This window comes from Pseudomonas sp. NPDC089569, from assembly GCF_050280625.1.
Taxonomy (GTDB): Bacteria; Pseudomonadota; Gammaproteobacteria; order Pseudomonadales; family Pseudomonadaceae; genus Aquipseudomonas.
Map to the genome: position 1 here is coordinate 1 of NZ_JBNNVQ010000028.1, position 17,704 is coordinate 17,704.

Sequence of the window (17,704 nt, forward strand, 5' to 3'; positions counted from 1 at the left end):
CACGGGCTTCGCACTTTCGACGGTGATCGAAAACCTGCTGAGCAAGGGCAAGCGCGAAAACAAGCCGGCCATCTCCCCTTTCACCACTGCCCTTCACTATGGCCAGCAATGCTTCGAAGGCATGAAGGCCTATCGTTGCAAGGACGGCTCGATCAACCTGTTCCGTCCGGACCAGAACGCCCTGCGCATGCAGCGCAGCTGCGCCCGCCTGCTGATGCCTCAGGTCGATACCGAGCAGTTCATCGAAGCCTGCAAGGCCGTGGTCCTGGCCAACGAGCGCTTCATCCCGCCTTACGGCACCGGCGGCGCGCTGTACCTGCGTCCGTTCGTGATCGGCGTGGGCGACAACATCGGCGTGCGTACCGCACCCGAGTTCATTTTCTCGATCTTCTGCATTCCGGTCGGCGCCTACTTCAAGGGCGGCCTGACCCCGCACAACTTCCAGATCTCCAGCTATGACCGCGCCGCCCCGCAAGGCACCGGCGCTGCCAAGGTCGGTGGCAACTACGCGGCCAGCCTGATGCCGGGCTCCAAAGCCAAGAAAGCCCACTTCGCCGATGCCATCTACCTGGACCCGATGACTCACTCGAAGATCGAGGAAGTCGGTTCGGCCAACTTCTTCGGGATCACCCACGACAACAAGTTCGTGACCCCGAATTCGCCGTCGGTACTGCCGGGCATCACCCGTCTGTCGCTGATCGAACTGGCCAAGACCCGCCTGGGCCTGGAAGTGATCGAAGGTGATGTGTTCATCGACAAGCTGTCGGACTTCAAGGAAGCCGGTGCCTGCGGTACCGCGGCCGTGATCACCCCGATCGGCGGCATTGAATACAACGGCAATCTGCACGTGTTCCACAGCGAAACCGAAGTCGGACCGGTCACCCAGAAGCTCTACAAAGAGCTGACCGGCGTGCAAACCGGCGACATCGAAGCGCCAGCAGGCTGGATCGTCAAGGTTTGACCTGACGCCAACCGGCAAAGAAAAATCGCCGCCCTCGATATTCGAAGGCGGCGTTTTTTTTGCCTGAGCCAACGGCTGTCTAGCCCGGCAATCCCACACGGTCCGGGTCCGGCCAGAACAACGCGGCCTGGCCACACGCGGCGCCCTGGTCGTCGAGCAAGGTCCAGACACTGCCCAGATGAATCATGAAAGCCTGCCCCAGGCGGTCCACCCGATAGCCGCTATAACCGTGGGCAATCCCCTTGGCCGTGACCTCGTCCAGCAGGGTCTGACGCATTTCCCGGTCCAGGGGCGAGGCGCTGAAGCGCGAGGGCATGCCGATGAACTGCTCGCGCGGGTATTTGAAACAGGCCAGGGCTTGTTCGTTGGCATAGTAGAAAAGCGGATCGGCTTGCGTGCCGTGGGCCAGCAGGGCGTACGGTGCGTGGGCGTGCAGCCAGTCCAGGCGCTCGTCATCGCTCAGGGTTGGCGGTGCAGGCAGGTTTTTGCCGGTCCAGTGCCGATAAGCCGCATCCAGCCGCCGAACCGTTTCCCGCAATTCATTGAATGACGACATGGGTTTCCTTGCAGATCTTGGGGATCGGGATCAAAACACGTCATAAACGCCTGTAAAGTATCAGTTTTCACCACTGTCTGATTCGGTCAAAAGGACTAAAAGCGGTCGTTTTGACCAAAAACTCATCGGGTCAAATTAACCACTGCACCACTGAAACGCCCGTGTTTCATGGCCCGCCACATTGGCCCGCTTTTTGGTACGTCCCTTGGGAAAGCTCACCTACCAAAAAGGAATCACGTTGTATGAACAACAACTTTCAGGATCGTCTGGCAGTTATCACCGGTGCCAGCTCCGGCATAGGCCTGGCGGTTACCGAGCGGTTACTGGCCCAGGGCGCCCGCGTGTTGGCCATGTCCCGCCAGATCGGTGGCCTGGGTGAATTGGCGGAACGCTTCGCCAACCAGCTGTCGTGGGTGGCCGGTGATGTCACTCAACCCGCCGACCTCGCGCGCCTGGCCAAACAGGCCGCGTCCATGGGCCCGGTCAGTTACCTGGTACCCAACGCCGGCATCGCCGAGCTGGCCGATGGCCTGGACCTGGCAGCGTTCGACCGGCAGTGGGCCGTCAACGGCGCCGGGGCGCTCAACACGCTTGCCTGCCTGCGCGAGCATCTGGCGGCGTCAACGTCGGTGGTATTTATCGGCACCTTTCTGGCGCAGGTGACCTTCCCGGGCCTGGCCGCCTACATCGCCTCCAAAGCGGCATTGATCCACCATGCCCGAACCCTGGCCGTGGAACTGGCGCCCCACGGCATTCGCATCAACACCGTGTCCCCCGGCCCTACCGCGACGCCGATCTGGTCCACCCTGGGTCTGGACAGCGAAGCACTGAACGAGGTGGCCACAGCGGTCAATCAACGCCTGCTCGACGGTCGGTTCCTGGAGGCAGGTGCTGTCGCGGATGTGATCGTGTTCCAGCTCGGCAACGGCGCACGCAATGTCATCGGTCAGGACTGGGTGGTTGACAGCGGATACACGATTCGCTGAAAACCTTTATGTATCAGTGATTTAAATAACCAACATGATGTTCGTTCGAGGTTTTGATTCGACGCGCATCCGACAGTGGCAGATTCAACCCGAACCGGGCGCCGATCTCCTTGCGCCCGGTCGCCGTCAACGCCAGTGCCCGGCTGTCCAGGTCCTGGGTCACCCACTTGCGCTTGAGCACCGCCTGCAACAATGCGGCGCCAAGCGCTCCGCCCAAGTGCGGCCGACGCATGCTCCAGTCCAGGCACGGGCAGGCAAAACGCCGACGCCCCGTGGCCAACTCCCTGACCTCGATACCCAGACCTTCGAGTAGCGCTTCACCGCTGTCGCTCAAGCGATAGACCTGCTCATCCACTTCCTGCAACCACCCCGCTTCAATCATTCGGTCGTGCAGCAGCACGGCCAGGGTGCCGGCCATGTGGTCGTAGCAGGTGCGGGCAAATTGCAGCCGGTCCGGGGTGTGCGACTTGAAAGCCGGAGCGCTGTTCTGCCCGATCACCATCAGGGCTTCCAGGGCCTGGGCCACGCGCTTGTCGGCCAGGCTGTAATAGCGATGGCGGCCCTGCACATACAGGCGCACCAGTGCCAGCTCCTTGAGCTTGGCCAGATGGGCGCTGGCGGTAGAGGGACTGACCTCGGCAATCGCGGCCAGCTCCGTACTGGTACGGGCATGGCCATCCATCAGTGAACAGAGGATTTTCGTACGCGCCGGTTCCGCGATGGCGGCTGCCACCTGTGATACGCCGATGTCGTGTTGTTCAACGTTCATATTTCGCTCCCGGACGAATCAACGCCTGTTCGGACTGGAGATAGTAGCAACACTTTCCACCCAGAAAAGGTTGAGACCATGGACCCGATCATCGCTGCGACTCATGCCGATCCGTACCCCTTCTATGCCCGGTTGCGCGCTGAAGGCGGGCTGACCTTCGACCACGGCCTTAACCTGTGGCTGGCCAGCACCGCCCGCGTGGTCCGGGCAGTGCTGGCACACCCTGACTGTCACGTGCGCCCGGCCCATGAACCGGTGCCCAACTCGATTGCCGGTGGCATGGCCGCGAAGGTGTTCGGCCAGTTGATGCGGATGAATGAAGGCGAACGCCAGCGCTGCCCGAGATCGGCCATTGAGCCGGAACTGAGCACAATCGATTCGCGGGAAGTCCAGGCATTGGTGGGTGCGCGCCTGATCATGCCGGGTGCCGATGGGTTGCAAGCTGCCATGTTCCGTGGCCCGGCCTGCGTGGTCGCCTCTTTGCTGGGTTTCACCCCGGCGCAGGGCCGCATCATCAGCGAACTGACGGCAGACTTTGTGGCCTGTCTGTCGCCCCTCAGCACCCCCGCACAGCTGGATACCGCCCATGCTGCCGCCGAACAACTGAGCAGTCATTTCAGGGAACTGCTGGAAGAGCAGTCACAGCAAAGCCCCCTGCTGGCCGGCATTTGCCAGCGCTTTACCGCGACCGACAGCCACGCCGACAGCTTGATCGCCAACCTGATCGGCCTGCTGTCGCAGACCTTCGATGCCACCGCCGGGCTGATCGGCAATGCGCTGGTGGCACTGATTGAAAACCCGTCCCTGCGATTCGATACGCCCCCTATCGATGAGCTGCTGGCCGAAGTCCAGCGCTTCGACCCACCGGTTCAAAACACCCGGCGCTTCGTCAGCGCACCTTGCCGGATCGAGGGGGTGAACCTGAACAAGGGCGACACGATTCTGGTGCTGCTGGCCTCGGCCAATCGCGACCCGCAACTGAACCACAACCCCGACACCTTCCTGGCCGACCGCCAGGACCGACGCAGCCTGACCTTCGGCAGCGGACGCCACCAATGCCCGGGGCAGGCACTGGCCATGGAAATCGCCAGCGCCACGCTCAAGCAAATACTGAAGGTGAACCCCACGCTGGAGCAGTTGAGCTGGCACTACCGGCCGTCCCTGAATGGGCGGGTTCCTGTGTTTTTCGACAGGGCAAAGGACTGAGCACCCACCGAGCAGGCTCATTTCACACAAAACCTGTGGGAGCGAGCCTGCTCGCGATTACGCCCTGAAAAACAACGCAACTGTCAGGCAATTGCCCTCATCAATCATCCCGCGTCAGCACTTCCAGCAATTCGATCTCGAAAATCAAATTCGAGTTCGGTGTGATCTTGCCCATGCTGCGTTCGCCATACCCCAGATGCGCCGGCACCAGCAATTTGCGCTTGCCGCCGACCTGCATGCCCATGAGGCCCTGGTCCCAGCCCTTGATGACGCGCCCGGTGCCGATCACGCACTGAAAGGGCTTGCCGCGACTGAAGGAAGAATCGAACTCGGTTCCGTCTTCCAGCCAGCCACGGTACTGGGTGGTGATCAATGCGCCCTTGACCGCGGCCTTGCCGTCGCCCACCTGAAGATCGATTATCTGAAGCTCGTCATTCATTGCATTCACTCGTATGCTCTCTCGCCCGCAAAAGTCCGAGGCGCGCCGTTTTGCCGGGTTTGCACCCATTTGGCAACCACAGCGGCCTTTGGACGCGGAGTTTAAAGCGGTTTGTCGAAATTGCCTGAACTAAAATAACCGACATTCTTTTTATGGATCGCCAAGCCAAGATGGCCAATTCCGAATGATTCTGCTCTGGATCTGCATCAGCTTCGGCACTTTGCTGCTCATTGCCATCACCCTGTTGATGGCTCGCGTGCGGGCCTTGCGCAAGCAACTGGGCGAATGTCACGCGATCATCGACAACCTGTCCGAAGGCCGCAACATCCGCCAGGACGGCGATGCCGAACGCTTCAAGCGCAGCCAGTACTTCGCCCGCATCGGCACCTGGGACTGGGATGTCGACACCGACAAACTCTATTGGTCGGACGCGATCTACGGCATGTTCGGCTTCAGGATCGGCGAAGTGACACCTTCCTACGCCCTGTTCTGCTCCTGCGTGCATCCAGACGACCGGGTTCGGGTCCGCGCCGGCGAATTGCGCTGCCTGGAAACGGGCGAAAACCACGACGAGGAATACCGGGTCGTCTGGCCCGACGGCACCATTCGCTGGCTGCGGGAAACGGGCAACGTGGTCAAGAACGACCATGACGAAACCATCAAGATGATGGGCGTGGTGCGTGACATCACCGAGGAGAAAGCCTCCGCCAGTTACCTGCAGCACCTGGCCCATTTCGACCCGCTGACCGGCCTGCCCAATCGCCTGGTCCTCGAAGAGCGCCTGGCCGATGCACTGGAACAGGCCCGCGCCAGCGATACGCGGGTGGCGCTGGTGTTTGTCGACCTCAATGGGTTCAAGGAAATCAATGACCGCTACGGCCACGCCGCCGGCGACCGCGTGCTGGTCACCACGGCCTCGCGCCTCAAGCGGATCCTGCGCGCCACCGACACCGTTGCACGGATCGGTGGCGATGAGTTCGTGGTCATCCTCCAGGGCCTGCCCCAGGGCAAATGCCTGCAGGATGAAGCCCGTACCATCTGTCAGAAAATCTTCGTCGAGCTCTCCCCGCCGGTGAGTATCGGCACCGATCAGCGCCATATCGGTACCAGCCTGGGCGTCGCGGTGTTCCCCGACCATGCGCCGAGCATGGACCGGCTGATCCACATCGCCGACCTGGCGATGTACGAGGCCAAGCGCAGCGGGAACAACCAGTATCGGCTGGGCCAGCAGGCGATGAGCCCCAGCCGGATGGATTGACACCGGGAATGCTGCTTGCGCATTGATCCGCTCAACGCATCAATACATGCCAAAAACGCACTTATCATATCAATCGCCCTGCTCCACTATCCGCCCCAATAAGAACCGTGCACTGCGTCCAGCCAGTGCACGTCATAAGAGCGGTGGAGTACTTATCTATGACAGCCTCAATCCCGCGCGGACGTTCCCGCGCCAGCGCGATTTTCCGGGTCACCTCGGGCAACTTTCTCGAACAGTTCGATTTTTTCCTCTTCGGTTTTTACGCCACCCAGATCGCTGCGGTGTTCTTCCCGGCCAGCAGCGAGTTCGCCTCGTTGATGATGACCTTCGCGGTATTCGGTGCCGGCTTTCTGATGCGTCCTTTGGGCGCCGTGGTGCTGGGTGCCTACATCGATGATGTGGGGCGACGCAAAGGGTTGATCGTGACCCTGTCGATCATGGCCAGCGGCACGATCCTGATTGTGCTGGTGCCCGGCTACGAAACCATCGGTCTGTTCGCCCCGGCTCTGGTGCTGGTCGGCCGGCTGCTGCAAGGCTTCTCGGCCGGCGCGGAGCTGGGCGGTGTCTCGGTGTACCTCTCGGAGATCGCAACGCCAGGCAACAAGGGCTTTTTCACCAGTTGGCAGTCGGCTAGCCAGCAAGTGGCGATCGTTGTGGCGGCGGCCCTGGGCTATGGCCTGAACCAGTGGATGGCGCCGGCGATGATTGCCGATTGGGGCTGGCGGATTCCGTTTTTCGTCGGCTGCATGATCGTACCGTTCATTTTCATCCTGCGCCGCAACCTGGTGGAAACCGAGGACTTCGCCACCCGCAAGCACCGTCCGGGGATGGGCGAAGTGTTCCGTACCCTGGCGCAAAACTGGGTCATCGTGTTCGCCGGCATGCTGATGGTCGCCCTGACCACCACCGCGTTTTACCTGATCACCGTCTACGCGCCGACCTTCGGCAAGACCGTGCTGCACCTGAGCACCTCCGATGCGCTGCTGGTGACCTTGCTGGTCGGTGTGTCGAACTTCATCTGGTTGCCGATCGGCGGCGCGTTGTCCGACCGCATCGGCCGCCGCCCGGTACTCATCGCCATGGCCCTGCTGGCCATGGCCTCGACCTGGCCGGCGCTGTCGTATCTGGTGCAGGCGCCGAGCTTCCTCAACATGCTGCTGGTGCTGCTGTGGCTGTCGTTCATCTATGGCCTGTACAACGGCGCGATGATTCCGGCGCTGACCGAAATCATGCCGGTAGAAGTGCGAGTGGCGGGTTTCTCCCTGGCTTATAGCCTGGCGACTGCCGTGTTCGGCGGCTTTACCCCGGCGATGGCCACTTTCCTGATCCAGTACACCGGCGACAAAGCGGCCCCCGGCTACTGGATGAGCATCGCAGCGTTCTGCGCACTGTGCGCAACGCTGTTCCTCTACCGCCGCGCCAGCGGTCGCGTGCAACCGGCCCTGTCGTGAAGTGAGAGAACGCCCATGAAAAAACTGATCAATATCGCCGCATTGACGTTGCTTGCCAGCCTTGGCCTGAGTACCGCCGCCCAGGCCGAAGAAATCCGCGTGATGACGTCCGGCGGCTTCACGGCGGCCTACAAGATCCTCGGTCCGAAATTCGCCGCGTCCACCGGCAACACCCTCGACACCGCCCTCGGTCCGTCAATGGGCAAGGCCCCGGAAGCGATCCCCAATCGCCTGGCCCGTGGTGAGCAAGCCGACGTGGTGATCATGGTCGGCTATGCGCTCGACGATCTGATCAGGCAAGGCAAAGTCGACCCGGCCTCGCGCGTCGAACTGGCCGACTCGCGGATCGGCCTGGTGGTGCGCGATGGTGCGCCGAAACCGGACATCAGCTCCGTCGACCAATTGAAAAAGACCTTGCTGGACGCCCGGTCCGTCGCCTATTCGGACAGCGCCAGCGGCGTGTACATCGAGCAGCAGTTGTTCAAGCGCCTGGGCATCGAAGAGCAGCTCAAGCCCAAGTCGACCATGGTGCCGAAGATCCCCGTGGGTTCGGTGGTTGCCAGCGGCGACTATCAACTGGGGTTCCAGCAGGTCAGCGAATTGCTGCCGGTGCCAGGGGTGAGCTTTGTGGCGAAGCTTCCGGAGTCGGTGCAATCGGTGACGCGTTTTGCCGCCGGCATACCGGTGGGAGCCCAGCACCCGGCCGAAGCCAGGGCGCTGCTCAACTACATGGCCTCGCCCCAGGCGCAGACGGTTGTGCAGGCCACCGGGCTCGACTCGGTCAGTCGCTAAACCTGCACTTTCATTTGCACCACCAGGCGTTCCAGTTCCAGTGCGGCCGGGGTCAGGGTGCGCCCCCGGCGCTTGATCAAACCGACACTGCGCATCACCTGCGGATCGGTCAGCGGCACCCGGGTCAGGATCGGGTGCTCCGCCGACGGCATGGCCATCAACGGCACCGCCGCCACCCCCAGTCCCGCCTCCACCAGACCGATCATGGTCGTCACGTGCCGGGTTTCACAGATACTCGGCCGTTGCGGCACGACACGCGTCAGCGCCTGGTCCAGCAAAAAACGGTTGCCGGAAGTCTTGTCCAGCGAGATGTAGTCCTGCTGGTAAAACTCCTCCCAGGTCACACTGCTGCGCCCGGCCAGTGGGTGATCGCGCCGGCAGGCCACGACATAGCTCTCCTGCACCAGCGGCTCGAAATCCACCTCGGCCTCCAGTGTGCCCATGAAGCTCAGGCCGAAATCCGCCTCGCCATTGACCACCGCGCTCAACACGTCGTGGGCGCTGGAGTCCAGCACCTTGACCTTGATCCGCGGAAACTGCCGATGGTAATGGGCGATCACCCGCGGCATGAAGTAATAGGCCGCAGACGGCACGCAAGCGACGGTGACATGGCCAAGCCGGGTCGAGGCGACCTCACTGATGCCCAGCAAGGCCACATCCAGATCATCGAGCAAACGCTCCACGCTGGGCATGAAGCCGCGCCCGGCCTGGGTCAGGCTGACCTTGCGGGTAGTGCGCTCGAACAAGCGCACACCGAGGGCGTCTTCAAGTTTTTCGATGCGCCGGCTGAGTGCCGGCTGGGAGATACGCACCGTGTCGGCAGCCTTGCGAAAGCTGCCCTGCTCCACCACCGCGCGGAAGGCTTGCAGGTCGTTGAGGTCGAAGTTGATGGCCATGGCGAATGCTCGGAGCAGAAACGATTGATCCGATTATTCTATGAGTGCAGCCGACTAATGCAAAACATGACGACACCTCAATGCGCTTTGACTTTCCTGATACGTCGTACGATCAAGCCAAGAATGCCAATCGCCAGGGGCGTCATGACCAGCATGGCATCGCGCGGGGTCAGCGAGACACCGAGCAGGTGCAGTCCCGAGTAGCCCAACTTGAGCAAATTGATCAGGTAGTAGCTGATGGCAATGATCGACAGCCCTTCCACGGCGTGCTGGATCTTGATCTGAGCATCGGCACGGGCGTTCAGGCTTTTCAGGATTTCCGAGTTCTGTTCTTCCATTTCCACCTGAACCCGAGCCTGCAGCAGATCACCCAGATTGGCCACGCTCTTGGCCAAGTGCTCCAGCCGTTGCTCGGTGGCGGTGCAGTACCTCAAGGTAGGTTTGAAGCGGCGCTCGATAAACACCCCGAGTCGTTGGCAATCGCCTACATGACTTTCCCGCAATTCCCCCAGGCGCTCGAAAACCAATTGAGCATAGGCCTGGGTGGCACTGAAGCGATGGCGGGTTTTCGCAGTACTGCTGACCACCTGGGCGGAAAGGTTGGAGATATCGGCCAGCAGCGCTCTGGCATGACTGCCTGCGGCGTCGGCATTGCGCTCGGAAAGCGTGACCAGGGTGCTGTCGAAAACATCGAGCTGCGCACTCAACGTCTTGGCCATGGGCAAGGATAACGAGGCCATCATCCGGTAGGTTTCGATTTCCAGAAGGCGGCGAATCATCCGGCCCTGGCGGTACGCATTCAGGCGCCGATTGACGAACAGGAGACGGTTGTTGCCCTCCTCGCTCAAACGAAAGTCGCTCCAGACCACCGCATCGCCACCCCCCACGCAAGAACCGCACGGGTCCTTGAAGCCGTAGCGGGAAAGATCCAGCTGCGCTTCGCCACGCACGACAATCTGCACCGAGTTGATCAGGGCCGGCAAATGAACGCGGACCTTTTGCGCCAGTACCTCGGGCAACGTTGTCCAGGACAGGTCATCGCAGGTTGAAGTGACCACCAGGGTCAAGGTGAAAAACTCGGTATGACGCTCCCATTTCAACGCGTGGCCATCGAGTCGGGTAATGCCCTGGGCGGCATTCAGATCCAGAGACTCCAGGCAGCAGTCCTGCAGGAATGCATTGCACTCCTTTTCGCTAGCGAGAAAAGCCAGGTGAAACACATGGGCCGGCTCATCGAAATACAGGGAGGGCCGCGCGTGGAGTTCGTTGTGAAGGCTCTGTCGAAACGGGTGCATGGTGTGTCGCCATCTTGGAGTTGTTCTGGGCGCAAGCGATCAATGCCCGTGCCGTGCCTGACTCGCCGTGGAGCCTGGCGGGCATTGTTCGCTGCCGATGTGGGTGGGACTGGCCGACTGACTCGCGAGTCACTACCGCAGGCCGTCAGGCCCGATCAGAAAAAACGCAGGCCTCGCGCCGAAGCCTGCGTTTTCATGGCCCTGCCGAGCATGCTCTCGGCAGGGCCACCACTTCAGCTGCCGGCCACCCACTGCGCAGCACGCTCGGCAATCATGATCGAGGCGGCGTTGGTATTGCCGCCGACCAGTGTCGGCATGATCGAAGCATCGACCACACGCAACCCCTCGATGCCATGCACACGCAATTGACTGTCGACCACGGCGCTTTCGTCGTTGCCCATTTTGCAGGTGCCGACCGGGTGGTAGATGGTATCGGTGCGCTGGCGCAGGACTTCGATCAACTGCTCATCGGAATACAGGCCATGGCTGTACATGTCCTTCAAGAGGAACGGCGCCATGGGCGCCTGTTCGAGAATGTCCCGTGTCATCCGATAGCCTTTGAGCAGCGTCTGCACATCGTCGTCGTGGCTGAGCAATTGGGGGTCGATGCGGGGTGGTGCCAGCGGATCGGCCGAGTGCAGGCCCACGGTGCCGATGCTCTTGGGCCGCAGCACGCAGACATGGCAACTGTAGCCGTGGCCCCAGTGTAGGCGCCGGTTGTGGTTGTCGACCATGCTGATCACCGAATGCAACTGGATATCCGGGCGCGGCAGGCCGGCATCGGTCTTGAGGAACGCACCGGCTTCGGCGAAGTTGCTGGCAAAGGGACCTGACTTGTCGCGACTGTAATCGAACAGGGCCTTGCCCATCTTCATACCGCCGACCAGGGAAAAGCCCGGCAGCGAGGTATCGCTGCTGCGGTAGCAGAGCACCACATCGGGATGGTCCTGCAGGTTGCGCCCAACCCCAGGCAATTCGTGCTGCACGGCAATGCCGTGGGGCTTGAGGTCGGCCTGCGCGCCAATACCCGACAGCATCAGCAAGTGCGGACTGCCGAAGGCGCCGGCGCTGAGCAGCACTTCTTTACGCGCCTTGATTTCGATGCAGTTGCCCTTGACGCGAACCCGTACGCCGACAGCCTGCTTGCCCTGGAGCAGGATGCGTTCGGCATGGGCATCGGTGATGACCGTCAGGTTGCTGCGCTGCCCGCGCACCGGTTTGAGGAACGCCGTGGCGGTACTCCAGCGGCGGCCGTCGCGGATGGTTACCTCGTACGGCCCTACCCCCTCCTGCTCGGCACCATTGAAGTCGGGGTTGTAGCGGTGCCCGGCCATTTGTGCAGCTTTGATGAACGCCTGGCTGGCCGGATGCGACTGCGCCTTGCCGACATACAGCTCACCCTCTGCGCCGTGATGGTCCGAGTGACCGCCGTGATGCATTTCACTTTTACGGAAGTACGGCAGCACATCGGCATAGGACCAGCCCGGGTTACCCAGTGCCTGCCAGTCGTCGAAGTCGGTTTTATGGCCGCGGATATAGATCATGCCGTTGATCGAACTGCTACCGCCGAGCACCTTGCCCCGGGGCTGATAACCCACGCGTCCGCCCAACCCTGGCTGGGGCACGGTATCGAATGCCCAGTTGACATGCCGGGTCGGCAGGATGGCCGCCACCCCGATGGGAGCATGCACCAGCGGCGAGCTGTCCCGGGGGCCTGCTTCGAGCAGGCAGACGCGAATCGACGGATCGGCACTCAGACGGTTGGCCAGCACGCAACCGGCGGAACCGGCGCCAATGATGATGTAGTCGAATTCCATTTTTATTGTTCTCGGCTTGAGGAATGAGCTGGCATTGTTGATGGAGCTGGTGCAGATTTATTGATTCTTGCCGACTTTATTTTGACTTTCGACGACTATGAGCGCCCTGATCCGCACCAGTTCCCTGACCGGTTTCCGTGAGGTCGCCAGCCAAATGGGCGGCGACCCCGATGCCCTGCTCAAACGCTTTCGCATCGACCCTGCGCTGATGCTCGAAGACGACACCCGCGTTCCCTTGCGTGCCCTGGTCGGTTTGCTGGAATACGCCGCGCAGGCGCTCGATTGCCCTGACTTCGGGCTGCGCATGGCCGAGTACCAGGACTTGCAGATCCTGGGGCCGATTGCCCTGATCGCCCGCAGCTCGGCAACGGTCGGGTTGGCCCTGGCCGATATCGTGCGGTTCATCGGTTTTCACAGCCCGGGCATACACCTGGACCTGGACATGAGCGAAGCCGGGGCGCCGCGGCTGGTGATCGACATCCGCCTGCCCGGCCTGGTGCACCAGCGGCAGATGATCGAGCTGGCCATGGGGGTGGGCCACAACACGATGAAGTTGCTGTGCGGCGCACACTTCAGTGCCCAGGCGATTTTGTTGAGTGCCGCGTCGCCCTTGTCGGCGGCGCGCTACCGACGTTTTTTCAAGACCACCGCCTACACCGGCCAGGCCTGCAATGCCCTGGTGTTGAATGCCGAACAATTGCAGCGCCCTACCGAACAGCAGGACCCGTTGATGCACAGGACCCTGGCGCACTATTTGAGCCAGTTCGCCAGCGCGCAGTCGGCCGGCCTGGTGCAACAGGTCGAGGGCTTGATCCTGCGTCTGCTGCCGACCCAGCGCTGCCGCCTGGCATTGGTCGCCGAGCAACTGGGTTTGCATGAACGGGTATTGCAACGGCGCCTGGCAGAACTGGGCAGCGGTTTCGAGGAGCTGCTCGAAGGCTTGCGTCGCAGCCGCGCCGAGCACTACCTGGCCGAACGCAACATGCCGATGTCACAAGTGGCCGGGTTGCTCGGCTACAGCGAACAAAGCGTGTTCAACCGCGCCTGTCGTCGCTGGTACGGCACCACACCCCGGGAGCGCCGACGCCAGTTGCTGGCCGGCGCCCCCGAATGATCAATTGAGCCCCAATTCCTTGGCCCTGGCCACGGCCTGGGTGCGCCGCTCCACACCCAGCTTGAAGTTGATTCGCTGGGCGTGGGTTTTGACCGTATGCAACGAGATAAACAGGCTTTCGGCAATCTGCTGGTTGGAGTAGCCCTGGGCGATCAACTTGAGCACATCCAGTTCGCGCCGACTGAGCAGCGCCGCCGGTTCGCCTTCGTTGCTGGTGGCCTCACCGGCCCAGCGGGACATGGCCGGATTGCGCAAGGAAAACGCCCGTTCGACACTGGCCAGGCCCATCTGCCGGGCCTGCGCCAGCGAGTCCAGCAGCATCTGCCGGGACTGGGCCGGTTTGCTGTCGGTGTGTAACGCTTCGGCCAGGCTGAAGCCGATCTCGCAGGCCAGGACACGACGACCTTCGTTGACGGCGCGCTGATGCAAGGCTGCAAGTTTCTCCAGGGCTTGATCGCACGCGCCGGTGGCCAGGTCGGCCTGCAATTGCAACAGACGCAGGCGCAGGTTCAGCTCGGGCGAACCGTAGGGCGAACACTGCAATGCCGAATCAGGCAAGGCGTACAAGGCTTTCTGCGCTTGCGCCGCACGCCCCTGGCTCAACCACAGACGTGCCTTGGCGCGCAGCACCAGGCCCTGATAAAGGGATTCGCTGACATGGTTGTACTGCAATCCGCGCTCGGCATCGGAAATTCGCGAAAAGGCGCCGGCCAGGTCACCCTGCAAGGCATCCAGCTCCGCTTGCCCCAGAAACCCCCAGAATGCCGCCGGATCGGCACACTCCTGGCACTCCTGCATGCCCGACTTGTACACCGCCTCGGCTTCCTGGTAGCGCCCCTGCTGCACGAGAATCGTCGCCCGACGCAGCTGCACCCGCCCGCGCATGGGGCTGGGTTCGGCACCCCAGGCACTGGTCAATTCGCTGTACAGGCGCCGCAGCAGCGTCTCGGCACGCAAGAGTTCGCCACGGACTTCCAGCAACTTGACGTGCCCCAGGGCCATCACGCTTTCCATGGCGAGGCTGGCGTGCTGGCGAGCCAACTTGGTGGCGGTGCGATTGAGCTCCAGTGCCTGTTCCAGGTGTCCGTCGGTCAGGGCCTGGTCGATTTGCAAGGCCATGCTGAACAGTCGTTGACTCCAGGACCGTTCCGGCAGCTCTTCGACCGCTTCGGCCAGCCACCGCCGGGCTTCGTCCGCTTCGCCACGGTGGAAGGCGATGTTGCCGCGCAGGGCCTTCCACTGAGCGATCAGTTCGAACTGGCGTCGGGCATCGGGCTGGGGAAGAAAGCGTGCCAAATGTTCGGTATAGACCTGAGCCACATCGAGCTTGCCGCTGAGCATCAACGCCCAGGCATTGAGGATCAGTAACCGTGGCGTGCTGGTGAGCAGCTCCAGCGGCAGCTCCTGTCGCCATTGCATCAGTTGCGCCAGGCTTCGGCCTTGCAGCAGGGCGTCGCCGATGAAGCGTTGCATCAGGCTCGCCGCCACCTCGGTCTGTTCGGCCCGCACCGCATATTCCAGCGCCAGGCGCACGTTGCCCTGCCCGACATACCACTGACACGCCTTGCGGAAAACGGCCTTGGCCAGGACCTCCGGCAGTTGCGCGGCAAAGGCGCCCTGCACCGCCGGCAACACCCGGTAAACCTGGCCGTCGGCCCCTGCAGAGTCGATGAACAACCCACAGATGTTCAGTTGCTCAAGCAACGCGGCGCCTTCGCCGACACCCAGCAAATGTTCGCACAGGCAGGCGTCGAAGTAGGGAAGTTGCGCAAGGGTGAACAGCGCCTGGCGCCAGTGCTCGGGCAACTCGTCGAGCATTTCCCGGCGCAGGTACTCGAACAGACGGCCATCGGTGCCATCGAAAGGCACCGGCGCGACCGTGTTCTTCATGGCCAGCAAATACAGGCGAATCCCGGCGCACCAACCCTGGGAGGCATTGTGCAAATCGTTGATCGCGGGCCAGGGCCAATGCACTTCTTTTTGCAGCAACAGTTCGGCCAATTCCTGCTCATTGAAACTCAACTCGCTGCTGCCGAGTTCGAACAGATCGCCGTCGAGCAACAACCGGGTCAATTGCAAGGCCGGACGGCGGCGACCGGCCAGCCACCAGCGCACCTGTGGCGAAGCATTCAGGATCATTTCGTTGAGCACGTCGTCCAGGACCGGGTCTGGAAATCGCGGGTAATCATCGATGAACAGCCACAGAGGGCCCGCCCCTTCGAGATGCTGCCGGACAGCGGCCGCGTCGCTGGCAGCCACGCCGAGCGCGGCTGCCAGCCGAATGATGAACTCATCGGGCGTGACACTTTTGCCGCGCAGGTTCAACTGCACCAGCCGACAGTCGGCCGGGCAAGCCTGGGCACACTCACCGAGCAATGCGCTTTTGCCACTGCCGACCGGCGCACACAGCAAGCGCAGGCGGCAATCGGCTTCAAGCAACGCCTTGCTCAGGCGCGGACGCATCAGGTGGCCCGGCGCAAGTCGTGCAGGAGGATGATTGAAGGGGGAATTGGGTTGGGACATTGGCGCATTCAATTTTGTTGTTTTGTATACAGGCATGGTGCAGACCTGCATTCGTTTGCGCAAACAAATGATACAAAAAAAGGTTCTTCTCGAAGTTTTGGGGGATAGGGTTCTTGAGCCTGGAGCTGCGAGCTCAAGAACCCTACCCCCCGACAATCCGTGAAGAACCAAAAAAAGAGGCAACCTTGCGGTTGCCTCAAAGTGCGTCGTGCTGAACACCGCCCTGACGTTTCGGGCAAGGGCGGTGGTGCTGCTTCAGAGGCTCAGCGGACCCCTGCCTGGCGCAGAGCGGCCGGCGTGTAGTTCGCCGCCGCGCTCTGGAAACCGAACTCGATGCTGCGTTTCTCTTCGTTTTTCAAGCCCACCACCGAATAACGCCCGGCCACCAGATCGTAGAGGGTTTCGGCGGTATAGCCCGGTACCTGCTTGTGGTAGTACTGCTGGATATGGCCCTCGCCCACGCGCCACAGCTGACCGCGACCGTCGTAATGGTCGACTTCGGCCAGCTCCCAGCTATCCTCGTCAAAGTACATATGACGGGTGGCGTAGATGTGGCGCTCGCCCGGCTTGAGCTTGGCCACTACTTCCCATACCCGATGCAGTTCGTAGCGGGTCAGGTCCTGGTTGATATGACCGGCCTTGAGAATGTCGGCGTACTTGAGGTTCGGCGAATCGAGTTTGTAGCTGTTGTACGGGATGTACATTTCCTTCTTGCCGACCAGTTGCCAGTCATAGCGGTCGGGAGCACCGTTGAACATGTCGTAGTTGTCCGACGTGGCCAGGCCATCGGCCGCCGTGGCCGGGCCGTCGTAGGCCACTTGCGGGGCACGGCGAACGCGGCGTTGACCGGCGTTGTAGAGCCAGGCCATGCGCGGTTCCTTGACCTGATCAATCGTCTCGTGAACCAGCAGCACATTGCCGGCCAGACGTGCAGGCGCGGTCACGCGCTGGATGAAATAGAACAGCAGGTTGCCGGCCTTGTCCTTGTCCTGATCGGCCAGTTGGCCCGGATAGGAAATCTCGTCTTCGAACTCCACCACGCTGAAGGCGCCGTCGGTCTGGGGCTGGACCCGGGTCATCAGGCGCTTGATGTTGCCGCCGCGGTAACGGGTGGTGTGGTTCCACACCACTTCCACGCCCGACTTGGGTTGCGGGAAAGCGTAGTAGCGGCTGTCGTTGAAGCCCGTCAGCCCGTTGCCGCCGTCGACGCCTTCAGTCTTGAGCGCGCTCGCCTTGGCCGCTGCATAGATGTCGGCCGGCAGTGCCGCGGTACGATGGGTCTTGTACACCGGAATCCTGTAGGTCTGCGGGTAGCGGGCCAGCATGGCCATCTGACCGGCGGACAGCTTGTCCTTGTACTGTGCGGCATTCTGCGCGGTGATGGTGAACAGGGGTTTTTCATCGGCGAACGGATCGCTCAGAAAACCCTTGCTGTCCACGGAGCCTGCATTGACCGGCAGGCCGCCGGTCCAGGCCGGAATACTGCCATCGGCGTTGCCGGCCTTCTCCGCGCCCATCGGCGTCAGCGTCGTGCCGAGCTTTTCCGCCTCCTGGGGCGAGACCTTGGCCATGACGCCGGTGGCCAACAGGCTGAGCACCAGCGCACTGGTGTGCATCAGGTATTTTTTGTTCTTGGTCATG

Annotated in this window: 14 protein-coding genes and 2 pseudogenes; 7 read left to right on the forward strand and 9 right to left on the reverse strand. The window is 61.9% G+C overall.

Annotated elements, in window-relative coordinates; genetic code table 11:
- Positions 1-961 (forward strand): branched-chain amino acid aminotransferase (locus tag ACQKP2_RS13910; protein WP_427577199.1); only part of this gene is annotated, 961 nt, incomplete at its 5' end.
- A 79-nt stretch (positions 962-1,040) separates the two neighbouring features.
- Here ACQKP2_RS13910 and ACQKP2_RS13915 read toward each other — a convergent pair.
- Positions 1,041-1,517: an MEKHLA domain-containing protein gene (locus tag ACQKP2_RS13915; RefSeq protein WP_427577200.1), complete on the reverse strand. Its 477-nt coding sequence runs from the start codon at positions 1,515-1,517 to the stop codon at positions 1,041-1,043.
- 242 nt (positions 1,518-1,759) lie between these two features.
- Here ACQKP2_RS13915 and ACQKP2_RS13920 point away from each other — a divergent pair, with 242 nt between their 5' ends.
- On the forward strand, positions 1,760-2,503 hold the full coding sequence (locus tag ACQKP2_RS13920) for an SDR family NAD(P)-dependent oxidoreductase (protein ID WP_427577201.1): 744 nt from the start codon (positions 1,760-1,762) through the stop codon (positions 2,501-2,503).
- Between the two features lie 13 nt (positions 2,504-2,516).
- Here ACQKP2_RS13920 and ACQKP2_RS13925 read toward each other — a convergent pair whose 3' ends face one another.
- A complete protein-coding gene (locus tag ACQKP2_RS13925; RefSeq protein ID WP_427577202.1) occupies positions 2,517-3,272 on the reverse strand; it encodes an ArsR/SmtB family transcription factor in 756 nt (251 codons plus the stop codon).
- 78 nt (positions 3,273-3,350) lie between these two features.
- On the opposite strand from ACQKP2_RS13925, the gene ACQKP2_RS13930 reads away from it, so the two are divergent.
- Positions 3,351-4,478: a cytochrome P450 gene (locus tag ACQKP2_RS13930; protein ID WP_427577204.1), complete on the forward strand. Its 1,128-nt coding sequence runs from the start codon at positions 3,351-3,353 to the stop codon at positions 4,476-4,478.
- Positions 4,479-4,578: 100 nt separating this feature from the next.
- Here ACQKP2_RS13930 and ACQKP2_RS13935 read toward each other — a convergent pair whose 3' ends face one another.
- Positions 4,579-4,917 carry an FKBP-type peptidyl-prolyl cis-trans isomerase gene (locus ACQKP2_RS13935; RefSeq protein ID WP_427577205.1) on the reverse strand — a complete coding sequence of 113 codons (339 nt, stop codon included), beginning with the start codon at positions 4,915-4,917 and terminating at the stop codon, positions 4,579-4,581.
- A gap of 184 nt (positions 4,918-5,101) precedes the next feature.
- Here ACQKP2_RS13935 and ACQKP2_RS13940 point away from each other — a divergent pair, with 184 nt between their 5' ends.
- The 3 genes from ACQKP2_RS13940 (at position 5,102) to ACQKP2_RS13950 (ending at position 8,418) form a co-directional block, all read left to right on the forward strand.
- Positions 5,102-6,175, forward strand: a complete 1,074-nt coding sequence (locus tag ACQKP2_RS13940) for a diguanylate cyclase domain-containing protein (RefSeq protein WP_427577206.1) — start codon at positions 5,102-5,104, stop codon at positions 6,173-6,175.
- A gap of 158 nt (positions 6,176-6,333) precedes the next feature.
- Entirely contained in the window at positions 6,334-7,626 is a 1,293-nt protein-coding gene (locus ACQKP2_RS13945) for an MFS transporter (RefSeq protein ID WP_427577207.1), read from the forward strand.
- A 15-nt stretch (positions 7,627-7,641) separates the two neighbouring features.
- Positions 7,642-8,418, forward strand: a complete 777-nt coding sequence (locus tag ACQKP2_RS13950) for a substrate-binding domain-containing protein (RefSeq protein ID WP_427577208.1) — start codon at positions 7,642-7,644, stop codon at positions 8,416-8,418.
- Here the strand turns inward: ACQKP2_RS13950 and ACQKP2_RS13955 are convergent.
- The 3 genes from ACQKP2_RS13955 to ACQKP2_RS13965 all read right to left on the reverse strand — a co-directional run bounded on the left by ACQKP2_RS13955 (position 8,415) and on the right by ACQKP2_RS13965 (position 12,426).
- Positions 8,415-9,314, reverse strand: a complete 900-nt coding sequence (locus ACQKP2_RS13955) for a LysR family transcriptional regulator (RefSeq protein ID WP_427577209.1) — start codon at positions 9,312-9,314, stop codon at positions 8,415-8,417. The genes ACQKP2_RS13950 and ACQKP2_RS13955 overlap by 4 nt on opposite strands.
- A 77-nt stretch (positions 9,315-9,391) precedes the next feature.
- Positions 9,392-10,609 (reverse strand): DUF3422 domain-containing protein, encoded by a 1,218-nt coding sequence (locus ACQKP2_RS13960; protein WP_427577210.1) that lies wholly within the window; start codon positions 10,607-10,609, stop codon positions 9,392-9,394.
- Between the two features lie 233 nt (positions 10,610-10,842).
- Complete coding sequence (locus ACQKP2_RS13965) at positions 10,843-12,426, reverse strand: GMC family oxidoreductase (protein ID WP_427577211.1); 1,584 nt, start codon at positions 12,424-12,426, stop codon at positions 10,843-10,845.
- 97 nt (positions 12,427-12,523) lie between these two features.
- On the opposite strand from ACQKP2_RS13965, the gene ACQKP2_RS13970 reads away from it, so the two are divergent.
- Positions 12,524-13,540, forward strand: coding sequence for an AraC family transcriptional regulator (locus tag ACQKP2_RS13970; protein ID WP_427577212.1), 1,017 nt, complete (start codon positions 12,524-12,526; stop codon positions 13,538-13,540).
- Here ACQKP2_RS13970 and ACQKP2_RS13975 read toward each other — a convergent pair.
- The 3 genes and pseudogenes from ACQKP2_RS13975 to ACQKP2_RS13985 all read right to left on the reverse strand — a co-directional run.
- Positions 13,541-13,726 (reverse strand): annotated as a pseudogene (locus ACQKP2_RS13975) (response regulator transcription factor); the annotation flags it as partial.
- Positions 13,727-13,834: 108 nt separating this feature from the next.
- Positions 13,835-16,114, reverse strand: a pseudogene (locus ACQKP2_RS13980) (helix-turn-helix transcriptional regulator); the annotation flags it as partial.
- A 212-nt stretch (positions 16,115-16,326) separates the two neighbouring features.
- On the reverse strand, positions 16,327-17,703 hold the full coding sequence (locus tag ACQKP2_RS13985; protein ID WP_427577214.1) for a DUF1329 domain-containing protein: 1,377 nt from the start codon (positions 17,701-17,703) through the stop codon (positions 16,327-16,329).
- Between the last annotated feature and the right edge of the window lies 1 nt (position 17,704).